We start from the raw sequence: 20,836 nt of genomic DNA on the forward strand, positions 1-20,836 counted from the left end.
CTCGTTATCCGGTGAGGGGCTTGTGCTGAAGAGATTCAGGTCAATGGCGGGGCTTTGGCTTGCCGTGTTTTGCGCGCAGCGGATCGAGCAGGTCGGACAGGCCGTTATGGTCGATTTCCTGCATCAGGGCCAGCAGGCCGCCAAGTTCGCCCTTGGGGAAGCCTTCACGGGCGAACCAGTTGAGATAGGGGCCGGGCAGGTCGGCGAGGATGCGTCCCTTGTACTTGCCGAAGGGCATTTCCCGGGTGACCAGGAGTTCGAGTGTCTCAGGGGTCATGGTGGCCACCGTGGCGTGATTCGAGAGTCTCGGAAAATACAGGCATTCTGCATGCAGGCCAAATGACAGATCATGCAAATAACGCGGATACAGATCCTGTGCTTTTATTCAAGTCATTGAAAAATAAGTATTAATTTTTATTGAAAAGTCTGGCACGGCCAATGCAACAGGAGATGCAGGACGGTCGGCCATGGCCGATCCCATTCTCGTAACCTGCAAGGAACCTGAAAATGACTGACTTGAACAAAGAAGCGATTTCGGTACTCAACAGCCTGATCGAGACCAGCAAGGACGGCCAGGAAGGCTTCAAGACCTGCGCCGAAGACATCAAGCATCCGGAGCTCAAGGCGCTGTTCATCAAGCGTTCGACCGACTGTGCCGCCGCCGCGGCCGAGTTGCAGTCCGTGGTGCGTTCGATGGGCGGCGATCCGGAGACTTCCACCAGTGTCAGCGGCGACCTGCATCGGCGCTGGGTGGACCTCAAGTCGCTGGTGACCGGCAAGGACGAAGAGGCCGTGCTCAACGAAGCCGAACGCGGAGAAGACCACGCCCTGAAAGCCTACAAGGACGCCATGGAGAAAATCGGCAAGCACAACCTGGTGGGTATTCGTGACGTGGTGGAGCGCCAGTACCATGGTGCGCAACGCAATCACGATCAGGTGAAGGCTCTGCGCAACCAGGCTCGCGCCCGCTCTTAAGCGCAAAAACCTGTCAAAAACGCCAGCCAGTCTGGCGTTTTTTTGTGCCTGGGATTTAGTGCTGGACGGGATTTAGTTAGCTTGCTAATAATTAGCTCACGCCCGCTGCCGGGCGTTCCCTACTATGTTTAACCCATACCTCCAAGAGTCCTTGTCCGTGCCCATTACCCTGCAGGCATTGCTTGCTCCGAGCCTCCCCGCGCTGCAATTCGCGATCAAGACCCTGCTGGGTGGCGGGTTGGCGTTGTGGCTGGCGTTACGCTGGGGCCTGGAACAGCCATCCTGGGCACTGATGACGGCGTTCATCGTCGCCCAGCCGTTGTCTGGAATGGTGCTGCAAAAGGGCCTGGCCCGGCTGCTGGGGACCCTGGTTGGCACCATCATGTCAGTGGTGTTCATGGGGCTGTTCGCCCAGACGCCCTGGTTGTTCCTGCTGGCCCTGGCGTTGTGGCTGGGGCTGTGCACCGCCAGTTCCACCTTGCTGCGCAGCGCCTGGTCCTATTCCTTCGTGCTGGCCGGTTATACCGTGGCGATCATCGCCTTGCCCGCCCTCAATCATCCCTTGAGCATCTTCGACCAGGCGGTGGCCCGTTGTACGGAGATCTCCCTGGGGATCATCTGCGCCACCGCCAGCAGCGCCCTGATCTGGCCAATGCGCGTGGAGCGCCAGCTGGCGGAGCAGGCCCGGGCAGCCTGGCAGAGCGGGATGCAGGCGGCACGTGCCACCCTGGCCGGCGATGCCTTGGCCCGCAAGGGGCTGCTGGAGATACTCGGCCGGATCGTTGCGGTGGACTCTCAGCGTGAACATGCCTGGTTCGAAGGGCCTTCGGGACGCCAGCGGGCCCGGGCCATCAGTGGCCTGAGCCAGAAACTGCTGAAGCTGCTGCGTATCTCCCGCTCGGTGCGGCGCCAGTGGAAACAGCTGGACGCCGATGAGGCCGGGCAATTGCAGCCCTGGATGGACGAGGTGCAACAGGCCCTGACCGTCGCGGACCAGGGTGATTTGCAGGCACTGCGCCCGCGCTTGCTGGAGGCTTCCCATGAAGAACGCCTGAGCCCGGCGCAAGGTTTCTGCCTGGCACGCTTGGCCTTGTTGCTCGAGACCGCCCTGGCCGCCGGCCAGGCCCTGGATGCGGTGCAACAGGGGCGGGCACCGGTGGAGCAACCGGCGACCCTGACACCCCACCGCGACTTGTCGCTGGCCCTGGTCTTCGGCGCCCGCAGTGCGTTGGCTTTCCTGACGGTGGCGAGTTTCTGGCTGGCCACCGCCTGGCCTGCCGCCTCCGGGGCCATGCTGTTGACCTGTGTGGTCTGCGGCCTGTTCGCCAGCCGCGAGAACGGCGCACAGATCGGCATGAGCTTCATGCGTGGCATCTTCCTCGCCGTACCCGCAGCCTTTGTCGTGGGGCAGATCCTGTTGCCCCAGTGGAGTGGCTTCCCGATGCTGGCGATGGCCATGGGGCTGCCGCTGTTCCTCGGGGCCCTGGGGATGGCGAAGCCGCAGATAGGGGCTACCGCCACCTCGTTCTGCCTGCATTTCATCGTGCTGATCTCGCCGATGAACCGGATGACCTTCGATGTGGCCAACTTCCTCAATAGCGCCCAGGCCATGGTGCTGGGGGTAGGGGCTGCAGTGCTGGCTTTCCACCTGCTGATTCTGCGGGATCCGGCCTGGCACGGCCGGCGCCTGCTCGCAGCGACCCTGAGCGATCTGGTGCGCCTGACCCGGCGCAACCTGCGGGGGGCCGAAAGCTGGTTCGGCGGACGCATGGCCGACCGCTTGCTGCAGTTGGCCCGGCATTATCCGGAATTGCCCGAGCCGGCCCGCAGTCGCTGGGATGATGGCCTGCTGGGCCTGGACATCGGCGATGAACTGATGCACCTGCGCTTGAGCCTGGCGGTGGCCCAGGTGCCGGTGAGCCCGGCGCAGCGCAGGTATTTCGAACAGCTGCAACGAACCCTGGAGCAGGGGCCGGCGGGCAGTCGCCAGGATGCCCTGGTGGAGCCCAGCGCGGCCTTGCTCGCAGCCCTGGAGCAACAGCCATCCAGTGATGCCCTGAAGCTGGCCAAGGGCGCGGTGCTGCAATTGCAAAACAGCTGGCGCAGCTGGTGCCGGCAGCAGGAGGACAGTCATGGGGTTGCGTGAGTGGTCGCTGGGCGGAGTGCTGCTCAGTCCGTTCTTGATCTATGTGGTATTGGCGCTGGTGCTCACCGGTGTGCTGCGCCTGCTGGTGCGGGTCTGCGGGCTGGGAAACTGGATCTGGCACGAAGCATTGTTCGATTGTGCGTTGTATGTCTGTGTGCTGACGGCAGTCACGGTCGTCCTCGGACCTTTATAAGGAGTTGATCATGCGTACACCCGTACGTGTCCTGTTTACCCTGTGCCTGGTGGCGGTGGCGATCTTCGCCGGTTATCACCTGTGGCAGTACTACATGCTCACCCCCTGGACCCGCGATGCGCGGATTCGTGCCGACGTGGTGATCGTGGCCCCCGATGTCTCCGGTTGGGTGCGCGAGCTCAAGGTGGTGGACAACCAGCAGGTCAAGGCCGGGGAGTTGCTGCTGAGCATCGATCGCGACCGCTTCGAAGCCGCTCTGGATAAGGCCCAGGCGGTGGTGCAGACCCGCCAGCAACAGCTGAGCCTGCGCGAGCATGAAGCCAGCCGCCGCGCGGCCCTGGGCCCGCAGGCCATCAGCGCCGAGCTGCGGGAGAATGCCCAGATCAATGCCGGTATCGCCCGGGGCGAACTGCGCCAGGCCCAGGCCGAAGCCAAGGTCGCCGAGTTGAACCTGGCTCGCAGTCAGGTGCGTGCCCCGCGCGATGGGCATATCACCAACCTGCGCCTGGCTGAAGGCAACTACGTCAATGCCGGGCAGTCGGTGATGGCCCTGGTGGATGACTCGACCTTTTATGTCCAGGCCTATTTCGAGGAAACCAAGCTGCCGCGGATCAGGGTCGGCGACCCGGTCAAGGTCTGGCTGATGAGTGCCGGCGATGCCTTGCAGGGCCATGTACAGAGCATCAGCCGGGGCATTACCGACCGCAATGCCACGCCCGACGGGCAATTGCTGGCGGAGGTGGAACCGACCTTCAATTGGGTGCGCCTGGCCCAGCGGATTCCGGTGCGGATCCAGCTCGACAAGCTGCCGCAAGGTATCAACCTGAGCGCCGGCATGACTGCCAGCGTCCAGGTGGAGGAGGAAGGCAAGCGGTAGGCGCTGCTTGCCAGCGAATAGCTCCACATGGAGTTCCAATGGCAAGCGCGGGTTACGGAAGGAGGCTCAGCCGATGGTGATGGCTGGCAGCGTGGTCAGGGTCACGGTCTGCTTGCGACGTGGGGCTGCGATCTCGGCTTCGCCATCCACGACCAGTTCATCGTGCTGGTTGAACACGCGAGTAGCGATGCGCACGCGGAACTTGGGCAGTTTTTCCAGGATTTCCAGGCGTACGGTCAGGGTGTCGCCAATCTTCACGGACTTCTGGAAGGTCATCTGCTGACCGATATAGATGGTGCCCGGGCCGGGCAGCTCGCAAGCGACTGCGGCGCTGATCAGCGCACCGCTGAACATGCCGTGGGCAATGCGTTCCTTGAAAGAGGTGGCTGCGGCGAACTCGGGGTCCAGGTGCACCGGGTTGTGGTCGCCGGACATGGCGGCGAACAGCTGAATGTCACGCTCCTCGACGGTCTTGCTGTACTGGGCGGTCTGGCCGACTTCCAGGGCGTCGTAAGGGGTGTTGGTAACCTGGGTCATCTTGTGGAAATCCTCTGGCAGATAAATGAGCGTACTGGCCGCGGCTTACTCCGAGCGCGCAGGCCTGCGGTGTTGCAAGGCCTGCTCCAGCCAGGCCAGTACGTCTTGGGTCACTTGGTCACGATTGCTTTCGTTGAACAGCTCATGACGCGCCTGCGAATAGACATTGAGCTGCAGGCACTGGTTGCCGGCCTCGCGCAAGGCGCCGGCCAGATCCTTGAGACGCTTGCCATCGCTGACCGGATCACATTCCCCGCCAATGACCAGCAGCGGCAGGCCCGGATCGATCTGCTCCAGGTTGGCAATCTTGCTGATCTGCTGCAGGCCGCCCAGCAGGTCGATCCACAATTGGTTGGTGCAGCGGTAACCGCACAGCGGATCGTTGACGTACTTGTCGACTTCCGCCGGGTCCCGGCTGAGCCAGTCGAAGGCCGTGCGATTGGGCTTGAACGCCTTGTTGAACGAACCGAAGGACAGCCACTCGATCAGTGCGCTGCGGCCCTGGCCACCCTGGCGCCAGCGTTCGAAGCGGGCAATCAGGCGGGCGGCGCGGTACAGGGCTACGGGTTGGAAGTTCGAACCGCTGAGTATCGCCCCGTGCAGGCTGGCGCTGTGGTGCAGCAGGTAGGCCTGGGCGATGTAGCTGCCCATGCTGTGGCCCAGCAGCACGATGGGGGTGCCGGGGTGTTGCTGGCCGAGGTGCTGGTTGAGGCTGGCGAGGTCGCCCACTACCTTGCTCCAGCCCCCGTGGTCCGCGTAGTGGCCGAGCACCCCGTGTTCGGCGGTGCGGCCATGGCCACGCTGGTCCGGGGCGCAGACGCCATGACCTGCATCGCACAGGGCCTGGGCCAGGCGGGCATACCGACCGCCATGTTCGGCCATCCCATGGGACAGCAGGATGATTGCCCTGGGTGGGCTGGCGGGCATCCACTGGTTGACGAACAGGCGGTGGTGGTCACTTGTGGTCAACCAGAACATGTCATGGGTCATGGCTATTCCTTTGCTCGAAGACGCTGCACTTTATAGCGCATCGTCATGGGCTCGTCTGATTCGCACGCCTGTTGGAGGCAAGATTCACACAATTAATGACACACTTGCGCATATTTGCCTGAATCGCCATAGCTGCTAACGTCCGAGGAGCCCCGCCGCTGATCGCGTCGCAGAGGCGGCCAGGATCGCTCAGGCAAATAAGAGGACAACAAGAATGCAACCTGATTTCTGGAATGATAAACGCCCTGCCGGCGTCCCCAACGATATCGACTTGGGGGCCTACAAATCGGTGATCGAGGTGTTTGAGCGTTCCTGCAAGAAATTTGCCGATCGCCCGGCCTTCAGCAACATGGGGGTGACACTGACCTACGCCGAGCTGGAGCGCTACAGCGCGGCGTTCGCCGGCTACCTGCAAAGCCGGACCGACCTGGCACCCGGGGATCGCATCGCGGTGCAGATGCCCAACGTCCTGCAATATCCGATCGCCGTGTTCGGCGCCTTGCGCGCCGGACTGATAGTGGTCAACACCAACCCGCTGTACACCGCGCGCGAGATGCGCCACCAGTTCAAGGACTCCGGTGCCCGGGCCCTGGTCTACCTGAACATGTTCGGGCAGAAGGTCCAGGAAGTACTGGGGGACACCGACATCCAGTTCCTGATCGAGGCCCGCATGGGCGACCTGATGCCCGCCGCCAAGGGTTGGCTGGTCAATACCGTGGTGGACAAGGTCAAGAAGATGGTGCCGGCCTATCGGTTGCCCCAGGCCATTTCCTTCAAGAGTGCCCTGCGCCTGGGGCGTGGCCAGGGGATCAAGCCGCTGGCGGCGGGGCTCGACGATGTAGCGGTGCTGCAATACACCGGTGGCACTACCGGCCTGGCCAAAGGGGCGATGCTGACCCATGGCAACCTGGTGGCCAACATGCAGCAGGCCCGCGCCTGCCTGGGCCAGCACGGACCCGATGGTCACACCCAGTGGCGCGAAGGCCAGGAGGTCATGGTGGCGCCGCTGCCGCTTTATCACATCTATGCCTTCACCGCGAACTGCATGTGCATGATGGTCACCGGCAACCATAACGTGCTGATCACCAACCCGCGGGACATCGGTGGCTTCATCAAGGAGTTGAAGAACTGGCGTTTCTCGGCGCTGCTGGGGCTCAACACGCTGTTCGTGGCGCTGATGGAACACCCGGAGTTCAAGAACCTGGATTTCTCCCATCTCAAGCTGACCAATTCCGGTGGCACGGCATTGGTCAAGGCCACGGCCGAGCGCTGGCAAAAGCTCACCGGATGCCGGATCACCGAAGGCTACGGCCTGACCGAGACGTCGCCGGTGGCCTGCACCAACCCCTATGGCGACCGCTCTCGCCTGGGGACCGTCGGCTTGCCGGTGCCTGGCACTCTCGTCAAGGTCATCGACGACCAGGGCGTCGAACTGGCGCTGGGCGAACGCGGCGAACTGTGCATCAAGGGGCCGCAGATCATGAAGGGCTACTGGAACAAACCCGAGGCCACGGCAGAAGTGCTGGATGCCGAGGGCTGGTTCAAGTCCGGCGACATCGCGGTGATCGACCCGGACGGTTTCGTGCGGATCGTCGACCGCAAGAAGGACATGATCATCGTCTCGGGTTTCAACGTGTATCCGAACGAGATCGAGGACGTGGTCATGGCTCACCCGAAGGTCGCCAACTGCGCGGTGATCGGAGTGCCGGACGAGCGTTCCGGCGAGGCCGTGAAGCTGTTTGTCGTGCCCCGGGAAACGGGGGTCAGCCTCGAAGAACTCAAGGCCTACTGCAAGGAGAATTTCACCGGTTACAAGGTGCCCAAGCACATCGTCCTGCGTGAATCGCTGCCAATGACGCCGGTTGGCAAGATCCTGCGTCGCGAGCTGCGCGACATCGCCTGAGCCCCGTCGGTTCGGCCTTGCGGGCAAGCCGGTGGGTGCAGCGGCTTGCCCGCGTTGCTTTTTCCAGGCGCAAAGCCGCGGGCCAGAGCGGAAGTGCAGGATGTAGAATTTTTACTCTAAAAATGACTATTGAATGGTCTTTAGTCATTTTTGTGACTATTCAGGCCTTATCTGGCTCTAGGCGGCCTTTTCCAAAGCTGCTACTCTCGGCGCGCTTTGTGACTTCTCGGCCTAGTAAAAAGCCAGACTCACCACAAAAAAGACACCAATAAAAACACACACCCAATAAAAATCGCATTGAATGCGGTGATGAATTCGCGTTGCTGAGGAGTGGGCTTCCATGATCGAAGACTTTTGGAAGGATAAGTACCCAGCTGGGATTGCTGCCGATATCAATCCAGACGAGTATCCGAATATTCAGGCGGTGTTGAAGCAGTCCTGCCAACGTTTCGCTGACAAACCGGCCTTTAGCAACCTCGGCAAGACAATCACCTATGGTGAGCTGTACGAGCTGTCCGGGGCCTTTGCCGCGTACCTGCAACAGCATACCGATTTGCAGCCCGGCGATCGAATCGCCTTGCAACTGCCCAACCTGCTGCAATACCCGATCGCCGTGTTCGGTGCGATTCGCGCCGGGCTGATCGTGGTCAACACCAACCCGCTGTACACCGCGCGTGAAATGGAGCACCAGTTCAACGACTCCGGAGCAAAGGCCCTGGTCTGCCTGGCCAACATGGCCCACCTGGCAGAGAGCGTGGTGCCCAAGACCGGCGTCAAGCACGTGATCATCACCGAGGTGGCTGACCTGCTGCCCCCGCTCAAGCGCCTGGTGATCAACAGCGTGGTCAAGTACGTGAAGAAGATGGTGCCGGCTTACCACCTGCCTCAGGCCGTCAAGTTCAATGACGTGCTGCGCAAGGGCCAGGGCCAGCCTGTCCATGAGGCCAACCCGGCCAGTGGCGACGTGGCGGTACTGCAGTACACCGGAGGCACCACCGGCGTGGCCAAGGGCGCGATGCTGACCCATCGCAACCTGGTGGCCAACATGCTGCAGTGCAAGGCGCTGATGGGTTCGAACCTCAATGAAGGCTGCGAGATCCTGATCACTCCGCTGCCGCTGTACCACATCTATGCGTTCACCTTCCATTGCATGGCCATCATGCTTTTGGGCAACCACAACGTCCTGATCAGCAACCCGCGGGACTTGCCGGCGATGGTCAAGGAACTGTCGAAGTGGAAGTTCAGCGGTTTCGTCGGTCTCAACACCCTGTTCGTCGCCCTGTGCAACAACGAGGCGTTCCGCAAGCTGGACTTCTCTGCACTGAAGGTCACCTTGTCCGGCGGCATGGCCCTGCAACTGGCGGCCGCCGAGCGTTGGAAGGAAGTGACCAACTGCCCGATCTGTGAAGGTTATGGCATGACCGAGACCAGCCCGGTGGCCACGGTGAACCCGATCCAGAACATCCAGATCGGCACCATCGGCATTCCGGTACCGTCGACCCTGTGCCGCGTCATCAACGATGCCGGTGAAGAACTGCCGCTGGGTGAAACCGGCGAGCTGTGCGTGAAGGGGCCGCAAGTGATGAAGGGCTACTGGCAGCGCCAGGACGCCACCGACGAGGTCCTCGACAGCGCAGGCTGGCTGAAGACTGGTGATATCGCCCTGATTCAGCCCAACGGCTACATCCGCATCGTCGATCGCAAGAAGGACATGATCCTGGTCTCGGGTTTCAACGTGTACCCCAACGAGCTGGAAGATGTGCTGGTGTCGCTGCCGGGTGTGCTGCAGTGCGCGGCGATCGGCGTGCCGGACGAGAAGTCCGGCGAGACCATCAAGATCTTCATCGTCGCCAAGCCAGGTGTGACCCTGACCAAGGAGCAGGTGATGACCCACATGCGCGCCAATGTCACCGGCTACAAGGTGCCCAAGGCCGTGGAGTTCCGTGATGCCCTGCCGACCACCAACGTCGGCAAGATCCTGCGCCGCGAGCTGCGGGATGAAGAGTTGAAGAAGCTCGGCGTCAAGAAGTAAGCCGCAGCCTCCATGAAAAAGCCCCGCAGTGCGGGGTTTTTTTGTGGCAGCGGGGATACCGGCCGGTTACTGCTGGAACTGGGCGAAACCCAATCCAGTGCCTGCGGGGCGCACGTCCTTGAGGAAGGAATCCTTGTCGGCACTCAGCTCCAGGCTCAGGGTGCTCTTGCGCTTGCCTTCGTTGCGTACCACCAAGGCCTCGCGCCGCTTGCGCAGGAACGCGGTCGGCACCTTCAGGTGGATCAACCGGTCGGTGCTCGGAGTGTGCAGCAACAGGTGCACCCATTCGTGCTGCCCGACAGCCAGGCGGGCGATCAGGATGTCGAACCACCAGATATTGCGGTTGCGGTTGAGCTCCGCGAATTGGCAGTTATTGACGTCCAGCACCGCACCGCCCAATTCCTGGTTTCTACGGGCGATGGCCTGCTTTTTATCGAGTTTCATAAACTTCCTACGCAAATGGGATCTTCAGGGCTCGGCCTGAACAGCCGGGCATTCTCCCGGGTTGTCCGGCAAACATAAAGCGCAACCGCAGATCGACGATCAAAGGCCAGGGCAAAATAATTGAAACTCTGCGCAACGGCCGCAGGTCAACCCAGGGTAGCAACGCATTTGCTTTTTATTCGAGCCATCATCGTCTCACGGAGAAATACCATGGGTAGCACAGCTGATAAGGCAAAAGGTCTGGTCAACGAAGCCGTCGGTAACATCAAACAAGGTGTTGGCAAGGCCACCGACAACACCAAGCTGCAGACCGAGGGCAAGGTGCAGGAAAAGAAAGGCGAAGCCCAGCAAGCGCTTGGCAATGCCAAGGATGCGGTGAAGAAGACAATCGACAAGGCCTGATGCGGCTGGCTCGAGAGTTGTCCAGGCGGCCATCCTCGGATGGCCGTTTTCATGTCTGCGATAGCCATGATCGGCAGCCACCGTGGTTGTGGTTCGCCAACTAGGCTAATTTGTTGTAGAAAACGCCCCCTGAGTCGCCAGCGACTTCAACCTTTTTGCGGCGAAAGGAGACGCTATGATTTTTCCGGACCTCAAAGGTTTGCCCTTGCACCGTGTATTGATCCGCACGGTCAACGAGTTCGTAGAGGACGAAATGTCCACCTACGCGTCAGCCCTGGCCTACCAGATGCTGTTCTCGCTGTTCCCTTTCATCCTGTTTCTCATCGCCCTGATCGGTTTCCTGCACCTGCCGGATTTTTTCTCCTGGCTGCGCATGCAGGCCGAGCTGGTGCTGCCCCACGAGGCCCTGGAGCAGGTGAACCCGGTGATCGACCAGTTGCAGCAATCCAAGGGCGGCTTGTTGTCCGTGGGTATCGTCATCGCCCTGTGGACTGCTTCGGCAGGCGTGCGGCTGATGATGAGCGCCATGAATGCCGCCTACGACGTGGTGGAAGGGCGTCCGATCTGGAAGCGTTTCCCGCTGTCGATTTTCTACACCGTGGGCATCGCCGGCATGCTGCTGGCTGCGGCGGCGTTGATGGTGCTGGGCCCACAGGTGATGGCCTGGCTGGCAGGGCAGGTGGGCCTGGAGGATTTCATCGTCACCTTGTGGACCATCCTGCGTTGGCCGGTGATCGTGCTGTTGATGATGGTGGCCGTGGCCCTGATGTACTACGTGATGCCCGATGTGAAGCAGAAGTTTCGCTTCATCACCCCCGGCTCGGTGCTGGCGGTAGTGGTTTGGATCGTTGCCTCCTTGGGGTTTGCCTACTACGTGAAAACCTTCGCTAACTACAATGCGATGTATGGCAGTATCGGTGCGATCATCGTGCTGCTGCTGTACTTCTACATCTCTGCCGCAGTGCTGTTGCTGGGGGCGGAAATGAACGCGGTGATCGAACACATGTCGGCCGAAGGCAAGGACCCTGGTGAAAAGGACTTTGACGGGCCTGGCGACAAAAAACACCTTTCGGGACTGGGCCGGGATCACTCGCTCCAGCCGAGCACTGACGAAGCCTGATCATGATCCGTGAAATTCTCAAGATGGGTGACGAACGCCTGCTGCGCGTCGCGCCTGCGGTACCGCCCGAGATGTTCGATAGCCCGGCGTTGTGGGAGCTGATCGACGATATGTTCCAGACCATGGAAAGCGTGGGGGGAGTGGGGCTTGCGGCGCCACAGATCGGCGTCGACCTGCAACTGGTGATCTTCGGTTTCGAGCACAGCGAGCGTTATCCGGACGCCGAGGCCGTGCCCCAGACCATCCTCATCAACCCGCTGATCACCCCATTGAGCCCTGAGCTGGAAGAGGGCTGGGAGGGTTGTCTTTCGGTGCCGGGCTTGCGCGGTGTGGTGGAGCGCCATCGCCATATCCGCTACGAAGGCTTCGACCCCAAGGGTGAGCCGGTTGTTCGCGTGGCCTCGGGGTTCCACGCCCGGGTGGTCCAGCATGAATGCGACCACTTGATCGGTCGCCTGTATCCGTCGCGCATCAGCGATTTTCGCAAGTTCGGTTTCACCGAGGTGCTGTTCCCCGATCTCGATCCCAATGCCGACGAATAACTCCGTGGTTCAGGCGAGAGTCCGCTCCTCGCGGCCCATGGCTAACAGGGGCTTGCTGCGCTGATAGCGAGCCAGCCGCTCGACCAGGGGTTGCGGTAGTGGCGGGTCGGCGGCAAACCCCAGGTGCCGGTACAAGGGAACAAGCTCCGGATGGCAGAACAGCCAGACCGGTCCCTCGAGCTCGTGCCGGGCGTCTTCCAGCAGTCGTCTGGCCAGGCCCTGGCCGCGCAGCTTCGGGGCAACGTACAAACCCGTTAGCCAATACCCCCGGGCCACCGGTGTCAGGCTCATTCCCGCCACGATCTCGCTATCGCGCACGACCCACAACAGGCCATCGCCACTGGCGCGCATCGGCGATCGGTGCTGGCGATAGAATTTGTTCAGCAGGGGGCGAGAGTCGTCGGCAAGCTGGCTGATGCGGTAGTGGGGCATGGGTTGGGCGGGTGGCTGGCGGGAAGCGCGGATTATAAGCAAACCCTGCGCCCATCACAGGCCTCGGTACACGCCGCCGGTGATGGATGCAGGGTCGGGGCCGGTGTCGTATGACTACCGGCGGATCGTCAAGAGCCGGTTCAGGCCAGTTCGACTTCCAGTGCGGCGCGCACTGCCGGGCGCTGTTCCACTCGCGCCTGGAACTTCACCAGTGCCGGCCAGGTTGCCAGGTCGATGTCGAACAGCGCGGTCCAGCGCAGCACGGTGAACAGGTAGGCGTCGGCTACCCCGAACTGCGCACCTTGCAGGTAATCCTGGCGTTCCAGCTGCTTGTCCAGGATAACCAGGCGTTTGGCCAGTTTCTGCCGGAATATTTCTCTAGCCTTATCGTCGAAGTCGGGATTGAACAGCCAGTTCAGGATGCCGTGCACTTCGGTGGTGACGTAGTTCAGGCTTTCCTGCAGGCGCACTCGCTGCCAGGTGCCGTTGGGTGCGCCGAGACCGGCTTCGGGCTTGAGGTCGGCGAGGTACTGCAGGACCGCCGGGCCTTCGGTCAGCACTTCGCCGTTGTCCAGCTGCAAGGCCACCACGTAGCCCTTGGGGGTGATGCTGTAGAAGTCCTGGCCGTCTGCGGTGCGCTTGGTGTGAACATCGACGCGGACCAGTTCGAACGGCACTTGCAGTTCCCGCAGGATGATGTGCGAGGCCAGCGAGCAAGCTTGGGGAGCGTAGTAGAGTTTCATGGGCAATTCCCTTTGAAGGTTGAGGCCAGTGTGGAGTACACCGGCAGCATGGGTAAAATTACTCTTTCAGAAATACGCCATAAGGATAGCTACTGTCATGATGAATTTGATGCACTGGCGCCTGTTGGTGGCAATTGCCGAGCGCGGCACCATCACTCGTGCCGCTGAACAGGTGGGCATGACTCAGTCCGGTGCCAGCCAGGCACTGGCACAGATGGAAGACATGCTGGGTGTGCAATTGTTCATTCGCGATCACCGCCGGGCGTTGCCCACGGCGATTGGCCTGCAGGTGCTGGAGCAGGCGCGAGTGATGCTCGGCGCCCTGGCACAGATCCGCCGACAAGTGGACAGCGCCCGCGGGATACCCCAGGGCAGCTTGCGCCTGGCGGGGTTTCCGGTGGTCCTGGCGACCTTCATGCCACCCTTGCTGCGGCGTTTCAACCAGCTGTATCCGGGCATCGAGGTGGTGCAACTGGAAGTCAGCGACGATGAGGTGGACGCCCTGCTCGATGCGCAACTGGTGGATCTGGGTGTGGTGCTCAACCCGGAACCTGGACGCCGTTCATGGTTGCTGGGCCGTGATTCGTGGGTGGCCGTGCTGCCCGAGGGGCACGCCTGGCGCGAATCCAGTATCGATCTGGCGAGCCTTCTCGTGCAGCCCTTTGTCCTGGCAACAGGGGGCTGCTCGGTGAATGCGCGCAGCCTGGCGGCCGAGGCGGGGATCCCCATGACGGATGTACGGATCGAGGTGCGGGAGTGGAACAGCGCCTTCAGCCTGGTGCGTGAACGGTTGGGCGTGACCCTTGTGCCGCGCAGCACCTTGCCCGAGCAGCGCCAGGGGCTGCGCGTGCTGCCGTTGAGTACCCCGGTGGAGCGGGTGTTTGCCCTGGTGCCGACCAAGGGCGGTGAACCCGGTGCGCTGGTCCGGGCTTTCCTGGATACCCTCGAGGAGTGCTGACGCAGCGGCAGGCAAACAGCAGTAAGCAGGCAATATTCATGTCTTGTTTGTTACATGGTGCCAGTCAATTGCAGCTCTTCGAAAGTTGTGAATAAAGCCTGACTAGTGGCCTTGCATAGAGTCATCGGCTGTCTATGCTCAAGCGTGAAAATTCGTATTCGTTGGCCTTCGAATATCTGCTTCGCGATATGGGTGTCCTTGTAAGTGATGTTTGCGGCGCTCTTCTCTGAAGCATTGCGTCGGCGTCGACAATAGCCGCAAGAGTGCGCATCCAGAGGCACCGCCGGATCAGGAACGTTCAACTAGATGGAGTCTGATTTCCCTGTTAGGTCCGACCCGGCATGGGTCATCAAGAAAAGGATGGCTTGATAAGAGCGTTGCAACATGGACTCTCCGATTAAACATCATTTATCACCTGACACTTCCCTGCACTTATGCCGGGAACGCTTGCCCTGTTTTATGAACGTTGTGGTGGATCAGTTGAAAGACTCGGAACTTCCGTCAATCAAAAGACCGCGTTGAAGGTGATACAACCATGTTTAACCTACATCACAAGGCTGACCTGCTGGAAATCGAGCGTTTCAATTGCGCCTTGAGCGAGGCCAATGGCAAGTTGGCGGCCATCAGTCGTTCCATGGCGATGATCGAGTTTTCCCCGGACGGGATCGTCCTCGATGCCAACGAGAATTTCTGTCAGGTCATGGGGTATTCCGTCGACGAGATACGTGGCAAGCATCACCGGATCTTCTGCGAGGAAGAGTTCTATCGCAGCGAGGACTACAGCAAGTTGTGGCGCGACCTGGCCCGTGGCGAGCCCATCAGTGGCACGTTCGTGCGCTTGAACAAGCGGGGCGAGGAGATCTGGCTGGAGGCCAGCTACATGCCGGTGCTCGATGCCAATCGCCAGGTCAGGAGCGTGATCAAGGTGGCCGCGGACATTTCCGACCGTATCCACCTGGAGCATGAGAACCAGAGCCTGCTGAACGCCATCGGGCGCTCCATGGCGATCATCGAGTTCAGCCCGGACGGCAGGATCGTCATGGCCAATGACAATTTCCTCAAGACCATGCAGTACTCGCTCAACGAGATCATGGGCCAGCACCACAGCATGTTCTGCCACCGGGCCGAGGCCGAGTCTGCCGAGTACAAGCAGTTCTGGGCCTCGCTCAATCGCGGCGAGTATCACTCCCACCGGTTCGAACGGGAGAACAAGTACGGCGAGACCGTATTCCTCGAAGCCTCCTACAACCCGTTGTTCGATGCCAAGGGCCGCTTGTACAAGGTGGTCAAGTTCGCCAGTGACATCACCCAGCAGATGACCACCTTGCAGTCTGCCGCCGAGTCGGCCCACAGCACTTCGGTGCAGAACGATGCCTGTGCGCAGAAGGGCTCGGAGGTCGTGCAGCAGACCGTGGAGATCATCCAGCAGATTTCCCACGACCTCAACGAGGCAGCGCTCAGCATCGATGCGGTGAGCAAGCAGTCGGAGATCATCGGCACCATCGTCCAGACCATCCGCGGGATTGCAGACCAGACCAACCTGCTGGCGCTCAACGCTGCCATCGAGGCCGCCCGGGCCGGCGAGCATGGACGAGGTTTTGCCGTGGTGGCGGACGAAGTGCGCAGCCTGGCGGCTCGTACCAGCCAGGCGACGGTGGAGATCGTCGAGGTCGTGCGCAAGAACCACGACCTGTCCAAGAGCGCGGTCAGCAGCATGCAGTCGAGCCTGAGTCGCACGGGGCTTGGCGTCGAGCTGGCGAATGAGGCAGGGGAGGTGATCCTGGAGATCCAGCAAGGTTCACGGCATGTGGTGGATGCCATCAGCCAGTTCAATTCCTCCCTGCAGTTGCAGTAATCGGCCAGGCACAAAAAAGGGTTCCCGATGGGAACCCTCCTTCATGGTCTTGCATTGCCGGCCTTACAGTGAAGCGAGGAACTTGTCTTCGATCGGCTTCACGCTGTCCCGGGCCAGTTGCGGGTCGGCCTTGGCCAGTTTCAACCTGTCCTGCATGCGCTGGGCGATTTCCTGGTTGATCGCCACGAGGCGCTCGGCCGGCATGTTCTTCAGGTCTTCCTCGGTCAGCCCCATTTCCTTGAGGATGCTGTCGCGCAGGCGCTGTTCGGGGCTTTTGCTCATGTAGTCCTTGAATTCGGACAGAGCGTCGCTCTGGGTCGGGCTGTTGGCCTGTGGCGTGCTGGTAGCGGGTGGCGTGGCTTGCTGCAGCAGGACGCGGGTCTTGGCGAAAGCAGCGTTGACGTTGTCGTCCACGCCGTTGACCTGCTGCTGGTTGGACTGGCTGGCCGGAACGGTCACGGAGTTCTGGGCCTGTTGCAGCATGCCACTGTACAGCGCGCTGGCGGCTGCAGTGGTCGGGTCCATATCGGTGCGCGAGGTGGGCTGCACCGAAACGGAGTTCTGAGCGTTGACCAACATGATCGGGAACCTGTGTAAGGGAACTAGGCTGATGGTTTAGCAAGTTCCATGCCGATATTTTTTTACCTGTTTAATCAACGGCTTGGCGGGAGCGTCAGTGTCTGGTCGGCTGAAAGCGGAGAGCTATTGCCGCTTTCTGGCAATTGCAGTCCGCAGGGGTTGGGAGGTTTCAGGCCGGCTCAGTAGGTGATTGCAATGCCGAAGTCTTCCTGGAAGGCATCGTCCAGAGGTTCATAGCCCAGTACCCGTGTCGTTTCGCTGAGGTCCAGGCGCTTGAAGCGATTGTTGGAAATGCCATGACCGATGAAGTGCTGGACCCCCGGGGTTTGCACCGCCCGTTGCAACAGTTGCACGGCGTCCCGTGGGCTGAGCCAGGCGCTCAGGTCGCGGGTGGTGGTCAGTTCATGGCGCTCGGGAAACTCGAAGGCACCGATGCGCAGGGCGATACAGGACAGGCCTTTTCGGGCGGCGTAGAAGGCGCACAGCGCTTCGCCATAGCATTTGCTGACGCCATACAGGTTGGCCGGCATCACCGGCATGGTCGAGGTGACCTGCCGGTCCACCGGGTAACCCTCGATGGTCTGGGCACTGCTGGCGAAAACCAGGCGTTGGCAGCCTGCGTTCGCCGCCGCTTCGAACAGGCGGGTGGTCGCAAGGATGTTGTTGGGCAGCAGTTCGTCGAAACCGGCATTGGCATCGGGAATGCCGGCCAGGTGCACGATGACGTCGATGCCGGCCAGGAGCTCCTCGAGGGCCTGTGGGTCGTTGAGATCCAGGCGCACGAAGCGGTGCGGCGCGGGAACCTCGAAACTCGGTTCCAGCCGGTCGGTGAGAGTGAAGCGATAGCGTTCCAGGGAACCCTGGAAAAATACCTTGCCGATCCGGCCGCAGGCGCCGGTCAGCAGCACGTTGAGTCTATCCATGTCGTACCTTCGATTTTCGGGGGGGGTGTCTGGGGGCGTGGCAGGATCAAGGCGTGCCGTTGCGTCCGTGGAGGAGAAAGCCCGGGCGTTGGCTCAAGCGTTCGTAGTAGGCCGCCACGGCCGGAAAATCCGGGTGCTCCATGGGGGTCATGCGCCAGCGGTTGACTGAAAGCCCGAGGACGATATCGGCCAGGCTGAAGTCAGCGCCGACGACGTACGCCTGGGTGCGCGCCAGTTGCTGCTCGAGGATTGCCATCTTGGCATTCCAGGCCAGCAGGCTGGCGCCCAGGCGCCGGCTGTCCTGGCAGTCGGGATGCTGGCGCACCAGGCCCATGAAGGCGTAGCTCCAGGACGGGTTGAGTTCCGTGGCTTGCCAGTCCATCCACTGCTCCACCAGGGCCCGGGCACGTGGGGCGATGGGTAGCAGGCCACTGCCAGGATGCAGGTTGGCCAGGTAGCGGCAGATGCTGTTGGATTCCCACAGGGCGCCGGCCTCGTCGATCAGCACCGGCACCTGGGCATTGGGGTTCAGTGCCATGAATTCAGGGGTGTGGGTCGAGCGAAAGCCGCTGCCCCAGTCTTCCTGTTGGTAGGGCAAGCCGAGTTCTTCGCAGGTCCACAAGACTTTCCTGACGTTGATGGACGAGGCTTTACCGAGAATTCTGCAGGGGGTTCCCATGACGCTTCCTTGTTCTTGGCATAGGCAGGTCCAGGGAATCTAACAGTGTCGCATCGTTGCCGCGATGGGCAATGTGCCTGTCGTGGTGCTCGCGGTATTCAGGCCGGGTCGGGCAGCGCCGAGGCCGGCAGGCCGAAGACCCGGTCGAACAGCCAGTTGAAGGCAAAGGTATAGCAGGGGATGAACAGGATCAGCGCCAGGTCCAGCAGGAAGGCTTGCACCAGGCTGATGTCCATCCACCAGGCGATCAGCGGGATCAGGAACACGATCAGGGTCAACTGGAACCCCACGGCATGGGCGATGCGCCGCTTGACGGTGCGGGTGCGTGAGGCCTGGCGGCTTTCCCAGCGCTCGAACAGGCTGGTGTAGATGAAGTTCCAGGTCACGGCGATGCTGGTGATGATCACTGCCAGCGGCCCGGTACTGCTGGGCGAGGTGCCGGACAACAGGGCCAGGCCCAGGGCCGAGAAGGTCATGCCGAATACTTCGAACAGGGAGACGTAGACCAGTTTGCGCTTCACGCCTTGCATGGGGATTCCTTGATGTTGAAGGGGCGGCCAGCATTGGGCTGGCGAAGGGCGTAAAAGATACGTTCAGTAGGAGTGACAGAAAAAGTCGGAAGCTTTCAGTAAATCTGATAGGTTGCTTGCATGAATTTTTCCAGTGACAGCATCCAGTTGTTTCTTGCCGTGCTCGAGCGTGGCTCCTTTTCCGCCGCGGCCCGGGCGCTGGGCAAGGTGCCTTCAGCAGTGAGCATGGGCATCGCCAACCTCGAGGCCGAGCTGGGTTATGCCCTGTTCGATCGCAGCCATCGCGAGCCGGTACCTACGCAACTGGCCCTGTCCCTGGCGCCCCATGCGCGATTGATCGCCGATCAGTTGCGACAGTTGCAGGTGCACGCCGTCGAGCTCTCCCTGGGGCTGGAGAGCAAATTGTCGGTGGCGGTGGTGGACGATATCGACAAGCAACGGCTGCTGGCGGCCATCAAGCTGATTGCCGAGCGTCATCCGCTGCTGGAGATAGAGGTGCTCAGTGCACCCCAGGACGACGCGCTGCAGCTGCTGCACAGTGGACGGGTGAGTGTCGCGATGGCGTTCGCCGGGTTGAGTGTCAATGCTCTGGAGTATTTCCAGTACGTGGGCAGCGAACAGATGACTGCCTGTATCTCGGCTCGGCACCCGCTGTTTCAGGCCAGCGATGGCAGCCTGTACCTGGAGGACCTGATCCAGGTCCGCCAAGTAGTGGTCGCCAGCCGCGACCTGCCCATCAGCGATACCCGACCCCTGGTGGGTGAGTCCCGCTGGCGTACCGACAGTCTGGCCATGGCCCTGCACATGGTGGAGGCAGGTATCGGCTGGGGCAATTTCCCGCTATCGGTGCTGCGCCCGCTGTTCGCAACGGGGCGTTTGCAGCGCTTGCGCTTCAAGAACATCGACAACGGCCTGACACTGCCGGTGCATGCGGTGTGGCTGAAGAACCAGCCCCTGCAGAAGGGCGCCTTGGCCCTGGTGCAATTGCTCAGCGGCCAGGACCCGGCCCTGGATGACCTGCCTGCGCCGCAGGGTTCAAGTCCGGGCCTGTTCCTGTAGCCAGCGCAGCAACTGCCCCGACGCCGAGTCCTCCTCGATGGGTTGTGGCGACAGCAGGTAATAGGCGCTGCCGTCATCGATGAAGTCGAAGGGCGCACACAGCAATCCGCTGGCCAGGTCGTCGCGCACCAGTTGCCAGGGTGCGATCGCCAGTCCCAGCCCCGCCACGGCCGCTTGCAGGCTGAAATAGAAATGCTCGAAGACCTGTTCCTGTGGTGCCGGGGCGTCAGGCAGTTGCTGCAATTGCAGCCACTGCTGCCAGGCCGTTGGCCGGGTGGCGCTGTGCAGGCGCGGGGCGTGCCGAGCCAGGTGCGGTCGGTCCTGTTCCCGGGGTGCCCAGTCCGGTTGCTGCTGTGGGCGACAGACCGGGCCGATGCGTTCGTCGAACAGCCAGTGGGCCTGGGTCTGGTCGCTCCAGGTGAAGTCGTTGCGGCGGATCGCCAGGTCAATCCCGGAACTGAAGGAAAACGGCCCACCGCCCGCCAGCAACTGGATCGACACCTGCGGATGTGCCGCGTGGAACTGCGGCATTCGCGGAATCAGCCAGCGCATCAGCAAGGTCGGCTCACAGGACAGCACCAGCGGCGCCTTGTTCTCGCAAGCACGCAGGCGGCTGGCAGTGCCTTCGATCAGGTCCAGCGCCTGGCTCACGCTGTGCAGCAGTTCGCTGCCGGCGGGGGTGAGAAATACCCGTTGGCTGCGGCGTTCGAACAGCGGCGTGCCGAGGTCTTCTTCCAGGGCGCGGACAGCGCGGCTGATGGCGCCGTGGGTCAGGTGCAGGGCGTCTCCGGCGCGGGTGAAACTCTCCAGGCGCGCGGCGGCCTCGAAGCAGCGCAACGCTCCCAGGGGCGGTAGGCGTCGGCGCAGTGATTGTGAGTTTTTATCACCGTTGATGTCAGTTTTCATCGTTGGCTGTT

At 61.6% G+C, this 20,836-nt stretch carries 22 protein-coding genes and 2 pseudogenes; 13 read left to right on the forward strand and 11 right to left on the reverse strand.

Annotated features, from left to right (window positions below; translation table 11 throughout):
- Positions 1-40 precede the first annotated feature (40 nt).
- Entirely contained in the window at positions 41-277 is a 237-nt protein-coding gene (locus LGQ10_RS26815) for a DUF3820 family protein (RefSeq protein ID WP_015636734.1), read from the reverse strand.
- A gap of 230 nt (positions 278-507) precedes the next feature.
- Here LGQ10_RS26815 and LGQ10_RS26820 point away from each other — a divergent pair, with 230 nt between their 5' ends.
- The 4 genes from LGQ10_RS26820 (at position 508) to LGQ10_RS26835 (ending at position 4,191) form a co-directional block, all read left to right on the forward strand.
- Positions 508-975 (forward strand): ferritin-like domain-containing protein, encoded by a 468-nt coding sequence (locus tag LGQ10_RS26820; protein WP_058435121.1) that lies wholly within the window; start codon positions 508-510, stop codon positions 973-975.
- A gap of 157 nt (positions 976-1,132) precedes the next feature.
- Entirely contained in the window at positions 1,133-3,121 is a 1,989-nt protein-coding gene (locus tag LGQ10_RS26825) for an FUSC family protein (RefSeq protein ID WP_226523712.1), read from the forward strand.
- On the forward strand, positions 3,108-3,314 hold the full coding sequence (locus LGQ10_RS26830) for a DUF1656 domain-containing protein (RefSeq protein ID WP_058435119.1): 207 nt from the start codon (positions 3,108-3,110) through the stop codon (positions 3,312-3,314). Before LGQ10_RS26825 ends, LGQ10_RS26830 begins: the two co-directional genes overlap by 14 nt.
- A gap of 10 nt (positions 3,315-3,324) precedes the next feature.
- On the forward strand, positions 3,325-4,191 hold the full coding sequence (locus LGQ10_RS26835) for an HlyD family secretion protein (RefSeq protein WP_058435118.1): 867 nt from the start codon (positions 3,325-3,327) through the stop codon (positions 4,189-4,191).
- 66 nt (positions 4,192-4,257) lie between these two features.
- Here the strand turns inward: LGQ10_RS26835 and LGQ10_RS26840 are convergent, their stop codons facing one another.
- Together LGQ10_RS26840 and LGQ10_RS26845 are read right to left on the reverse strand one after the other, a co-directional pair.
- Positions 4,258-4,728, reverse strand: a complete 471-nt coding sequence (locus tag LGQ10_RS26840; protein WP_058435117.1) for a MaoC family dehydratase — start codon at positions 4,726-4,728, stop codon at positions 4,258-4,260.
- A gap of 45 nt (positions 4,729-4,773) precedes the next feature.
- Positions 4,774-5,718: an alpha/beta hydrolase gene (locus LGQ10_RS26845; protein ID WP_058435116.1), complete on the reverse strand. Its 945-nt coding sequence runs from the start codon at positions 5,716-5,718 to the stop codon at positions 4,774-4,776.
- Positions 5,719-5,932: 214 nt separating this feature from the next.
- Here LGQ10_RS26845 and fadD2 point away from each other — a divergent pair, with 214 nt between their 5' ends.
- Complete coding sequence (gene fadD2 / locus LGQ10_RS26850) at positions 5,933-7,621, forward strand: long-chain-fatty-acid--CoA ligase FadD2 (RefSeq protein WP_058435115.1); 1,689 nt, start codon at positions 5,933-5,935, stop codon at positions 7,619-7,621.
- A 340-nt stretch (positions 7,622-7,961) separates the two neighbouring features.
- Positions 7,962-9,653, forward strand: a complete 1,692-nt coding sequence (fadD1, locus tag LGQ10_RS26855) for a long-chain-fatty-acid--CoA ligase FadD1 (RefSeq protein ID WP_226523713.1) — start codon at positions 7,962-7,964, stop codon at positions 9,651-9,653.
- Between the two features lie 66 nt (positions 9,654-9,719).
- On the opposite strand, the gene LGQ10_RS26860 is transcribed toward fadD1, so the two are convergent.
- Complete coding sequence (locus tag LGQ10_RS26860; protein ID WP_058436444.1) at positions 9,720-10,097, reverse strand: hypothetical protein; 378 nt, start codon at positions 10,095-10,097, stop codon at positions 9,720-9,722.
- A 210-nt stretch (positions 10,098-10,307) separates the two neighbouring features.
- On the opposite strand from LGQ10_RS26860, the gene LGQ10_RS26865 reads away from it, so the two are divergent.
- The 3 genes from LGQ10_RS26865 to def all read left to right on the forward strand — a co-directional run bounded on the left by LGQ10_RS26865 (position 10,308) and on the right by def (position 12,161).
- Positions 10,308-10,499, forward strand: a complete 192-nt coding sequence (locus LGQ10_RS26865; protein WP_058436443.1) for a CsbD family protein — start codon at positions 10,308-10,310, stop codon at positions 10,497-10,499.
- A gap of 175 nt (positions 10,500-10,674) precedes the next feature.
- A complete protein-coding gene (locus tag LGQ10_RS26870; RefSeq protein WP_058436442.1) occupies positions 10,675-11,619 on the forward strand; it encodes a YihY/virulence factor BrkB family protein in 945 nt (314 codons plus the stop codon).
- A gap of 2 nt (positions 11,620-11,621) precedes the next feature.
- Entirely contained in the window at positions 11,622-12,161 is a 540-nt protein-coding gene (gene def, locus LGQ10_RS26875; RefSeq protein ID WP_058436441.1) for a peptide deformylase, read from the forward strand.
- A 9-nt stretch (positions 12,162-12,170) separates the two neighbouring features.
- Here def and LGQ10_RS26880 read toward each other — a convergent pair whose 3' ends face one another.
- Both LGQ10_RS26880 and gstA read right to left on the reverse strand, forming a co-directional pair.
- Entirely contained in the window at positions 12,171-12,593 is a 423-nt protein-coding gene (locus LGQ10_RS26880; protein ID WP_226523714.1) for a GNAT family N-acetyltransferase, read from the reverse strand.
- Positions 12,594-12,733: 140 nt separating this feature from the next.
- Positions 12,734-13,336, reverse strand: a complete 603-nt coding sequence (gstA, locus tag LGQ10_RS26885) for a glutathione transferase GstA (RefSeq protein ID WP_058436439.1) — start codon at positions 13,334-13,336, stop codon at positions 12,734-12,736.
- A gap of 97 nt (positions 13,337-13,433) precedes the next feature.
- On the opposite strand from gstA, the gene LGQ10_RS26890 reads away from it, so the two are divergent.
- The 3 genes and pseudogenes from LGQ10_RS26890 to LGQ10_RS31690 form a co-directional block, all read left to right on the forward strand.
- Positions 13,434-14,294: a LysR family transcriptional regulator gene (locus tag LGQ10_RS26890; protein ID WP_226523715.1), complete on the forward strand. Its 861-nt coding sequence runs from the start codon at positions 13,434-13,436 to the stop codon at positions 14,292-14,294.
- Between the two features lie 640 nt (positions 14,295-14,934).
- Positions 14,935-15,603 (forward strand): annotated as a pseudogene (locus LGQ10_RS31685) (PAS domain-containing protein); the annotation flags it as partial.
- 126 nt (positions 15,604-15,729) lie between these two features.
- Positions 15,730-16,149: pseudogene (locus LGQ10_RS31690) on the forward strand (methyl-accepting chemotaxis protein); the annotation flags it as partial.
- A gap of 63 nt (positions 16,150-16,212) precedes the next feature.
- On the opposite strand, the gene LGQ10_RS26905 reads toward LGQ10_RS31690, so the two are convergent.
- The 4 genes from LGQ10_RS26905 to LGQ10_RS26920 form a co-directional block, all read right to left on the reverse strand.
- Positions 16,213-16,728, reverse strand: coding sequence for a hypothetical protein (locus tag LGQ10_RS26905; protein WP_226523716.1), 516 nt, complete (start codon positions 16,726-16,728; stop codon positions 16,213-16,215).
- Positions 16,729-16,907: 179 nt separating this feature from the next.
- Positions 16,908-17,651 carry an NAD-dependent epimerase/dehydratase family protein gene (locus LGQ10_RS26910; protein ID WP_058436493.1) on the reverse strand — a complete coding sequence of 248 codons (744 nt, stop codon included), beginning with the start codon at positions 17,649-17,651 and terminating at the stop codon, positions 16,908-16,910.
- Between the two features lie 46 nt (positions 17,652-17,697).
- Positions 17,698-18,330, reverse strand: a complete 633-nt coding sequence (locus tag LGQ10_RS26915; protein WP_226523717.1) for a glutathione S-transferase family protein — start codon at positions 18,328-18,330, stop codon at positions 17,698-17,700.
- Between the two features lie 98 nt (positions 18,331-18,428).
- Positions 18,429-18,860, reverse strand: a complete 432-nt coding sequence (locus LGQ10_RS26920) for a PACE efflux transporter (RefSeq protein WP_058436495.1) — start codon at positions 18,858-18,860, stop codon at positions 18,429-18,431.
- 120 nt (positions 18,861-18,980) lie between these two features.
- Here LGQ10_RS26920 and LGQ10_RS26925 point away from each other — a divergent pair, with 120 nt between their 5' ends.
- Entirely contained in the window at positions 18,981-19,919 is a 939-nt protein-coding gene (locus LGQ10_RS26925; RefSeq protein WP_058436496.1) for a LysR family transcriptional regulator, read from the forward strand.
- Here the strand turns inward: LGQ10_RS26925 and LGQ10_RS26930 are convergent.
- Positions 19,896-20,825 (reverse strand): LysR family transcriptional regulator, encoded by a 930-nt coding sequence (locus LGQ10_RS26930; RefSeq protein ID WP_226523718.1) that lies wholly within the window; start codon positions 20,823-20,825, stop codon positions 19,896-19,898. The two genes, LGQ10_RS26925 and LGQ10_RS26930, sit on opposite strands and share 24 nt — an antisense overlap.
- Positions 20,826-20,836 lie beyond the last annotated feature (11 nt).

Origin of the sequence: Pseudomonas sp. L5B5 (assembly GCF_020520285.1) — a bacterium.
Taxonomy (GTDB): domain Bacteria; phylum Pseudomonadota; class Gammaproteobacteria; order Pseudomonadales; family Pseudomonadaceae; genus Aquipseudomonas.

What these genes read in the sequence shown, in the direction of transcription:
- LGQ10_RS26930 (WP_226523718.1), bottom strand. Translation starts at nt 20,825, where the DNA reads ATGAAAACTGACATCAACGGTGATAAAAACTCACAATCACTGCGCCGA.
- LGQ10_RS26835 (WP_058435118.1), top strand. Translation starts at nt 3,325, where the DNA reads ATGCGTACACCCGTACGTGTCCTGTTTACCCTGTGCCTGGTGGCGGTG.
- LGQ10_RS26860 (WP_058436444.1), bottom strand. Translation starts at nt 10,097, where the DNA reads ATGAAACTCGATAAAAAGCAGGCCATCGCCCGTAGAAACCAGGAATTG.
- LGQ10_RS26915 (WP_226523717.1), bottom strand. Translation starts at nt 18,330, where the DNA reads ATGGGAACCCCCTGCAGAATTCTCGGTAAAGCCTCGTCCATCAACGTC.
- LGQ10_RS26840 (WP_058435117.1), bottom strand. Translation starts at nt 4,728, where the DNA reads ATGACCCAGGTTACCAACACCCCTTACGACGCCCTGGAAGTCGGCCAG.
- LGQ10_RS26880 (WP_226523714.1), bottom strand. Translation starts at nt 12,593, where the DNA reads ATGCCCCACTACCGCATCAGCCAGCTTGCCGACGACTCTCGCCCCCTG.
- LGQ10_RS26920 (WP_058436495.1), bottom strand. Translation starts at nt 18,860, where the DNA reads ATGCAAGGCGTGAAGCGCAAACTGGTCTACGTCTCCCTGTTCGAAGTA.
- LGQ10_RS26890 (WP_226523715.1), top strand. Translation starts at nt 13,434, where the DNA reads ATGATGAATTTGATGCACTGGCGCCTGTTGGTGGCAATTGCCGAGCGC.
- gstA (WP_058436439.1), bottom strand. Translation starts at nt 13,336, where the DNA reads ATGAAACTCTACTACGCTCCCCAAGCTTGCTCGCTGGCCTCGCACATC.
- LGQ10_RS26925 (WP_058436496.1), top strand. Translation starts at nt 18,981, where the DNA reads ATGAATTTTTCCAGTGACAGCATCCAGTTGTTTCTTGCCGTGCTCGAG.
- def (WP_058436441.1), top strand. Translation starts at nt 11,622, where the DNA reads ATGATCCGTGAAATTCTCAAGATGGGTGACGAACGCCTGCTGCGCGTC.
- LGQ10_RS26845 (WP_058435116.1), bottom strand. Translation starts at nt 5,718, where the DNA reads ATGACCCATGACATGTTCTGGTTGACCACAAGTGACCACCACCGCCTG.
- LGQ10_RS26830 (WP_058435119.1), top strand. Translation starts at nt 3,108, where the DNA reads ATGGGGTTGCGTGAGTGGTCGCTGGGCGGAGTGCTGCTCAGTCCGTTC.
- LGQ10_RS26910 (WP_058436493.1), bottom strand. Translation starts at nt 17,651, where the DNA reads ATGGATAGACTCAACGTGCTGCTGACCGGCGCCTGCGGCCGGATCGGC.
- LGQ10_RS26865 (WP_058436443.1), top strand. Translation starts at nt 10,308, where the DNA reads ATGGGTAGCACAGCTGATAAGGCAAAAGGTCTGGTCAACGAAGCCGTC.
- fadD1 (WP_226523713.1), top strand. Translation starts at nt 7,962, where the DNA reads ATGATCGAAGACTTTTGGAAGGATAAGTACCCAGCTGGGATTGCTGCC.
- LGQ10_RS26820 (WP_058435121.1), top strand. Translation starts at nt 508, where the DNA reads ATGACTGACTTGAACAAAGAAGCGATTTCGGTACTCAACAGCCTGATC.
- fadD2 (WP_058435115.1), top strand. Translation starts at nt 5,933, where the DNA reads ATGCAACCTGATTTCTGGAATGATAAACGCCCTGCCGGCGTCCCCAAC.
- LGQ10_RS26815 (WP_015636734.1), bottom strand. Translation starts at nt 277, where the DNA reads ATGACCCCTGAGACACTCGAACTCCTGGTCACCCGGGAAATGCCCTTC.
- LGQ10_RS26905 (WP_226523716.1), bottom strand. Translation starts at nt 16,728, where the DNA reads ATGTTGGTCAACGCTCAGAACTCCGTTTCGGTGCAGCCCACCTCGCGC.
- LGQ10_RS26870 (WP_058436442.1), top strand. Translation starts at nt 10,675, where the DNA reads ATGATTTTTCCGGACCTCAAAGGTTTGCCCTTGCACCGTGTATTGATC.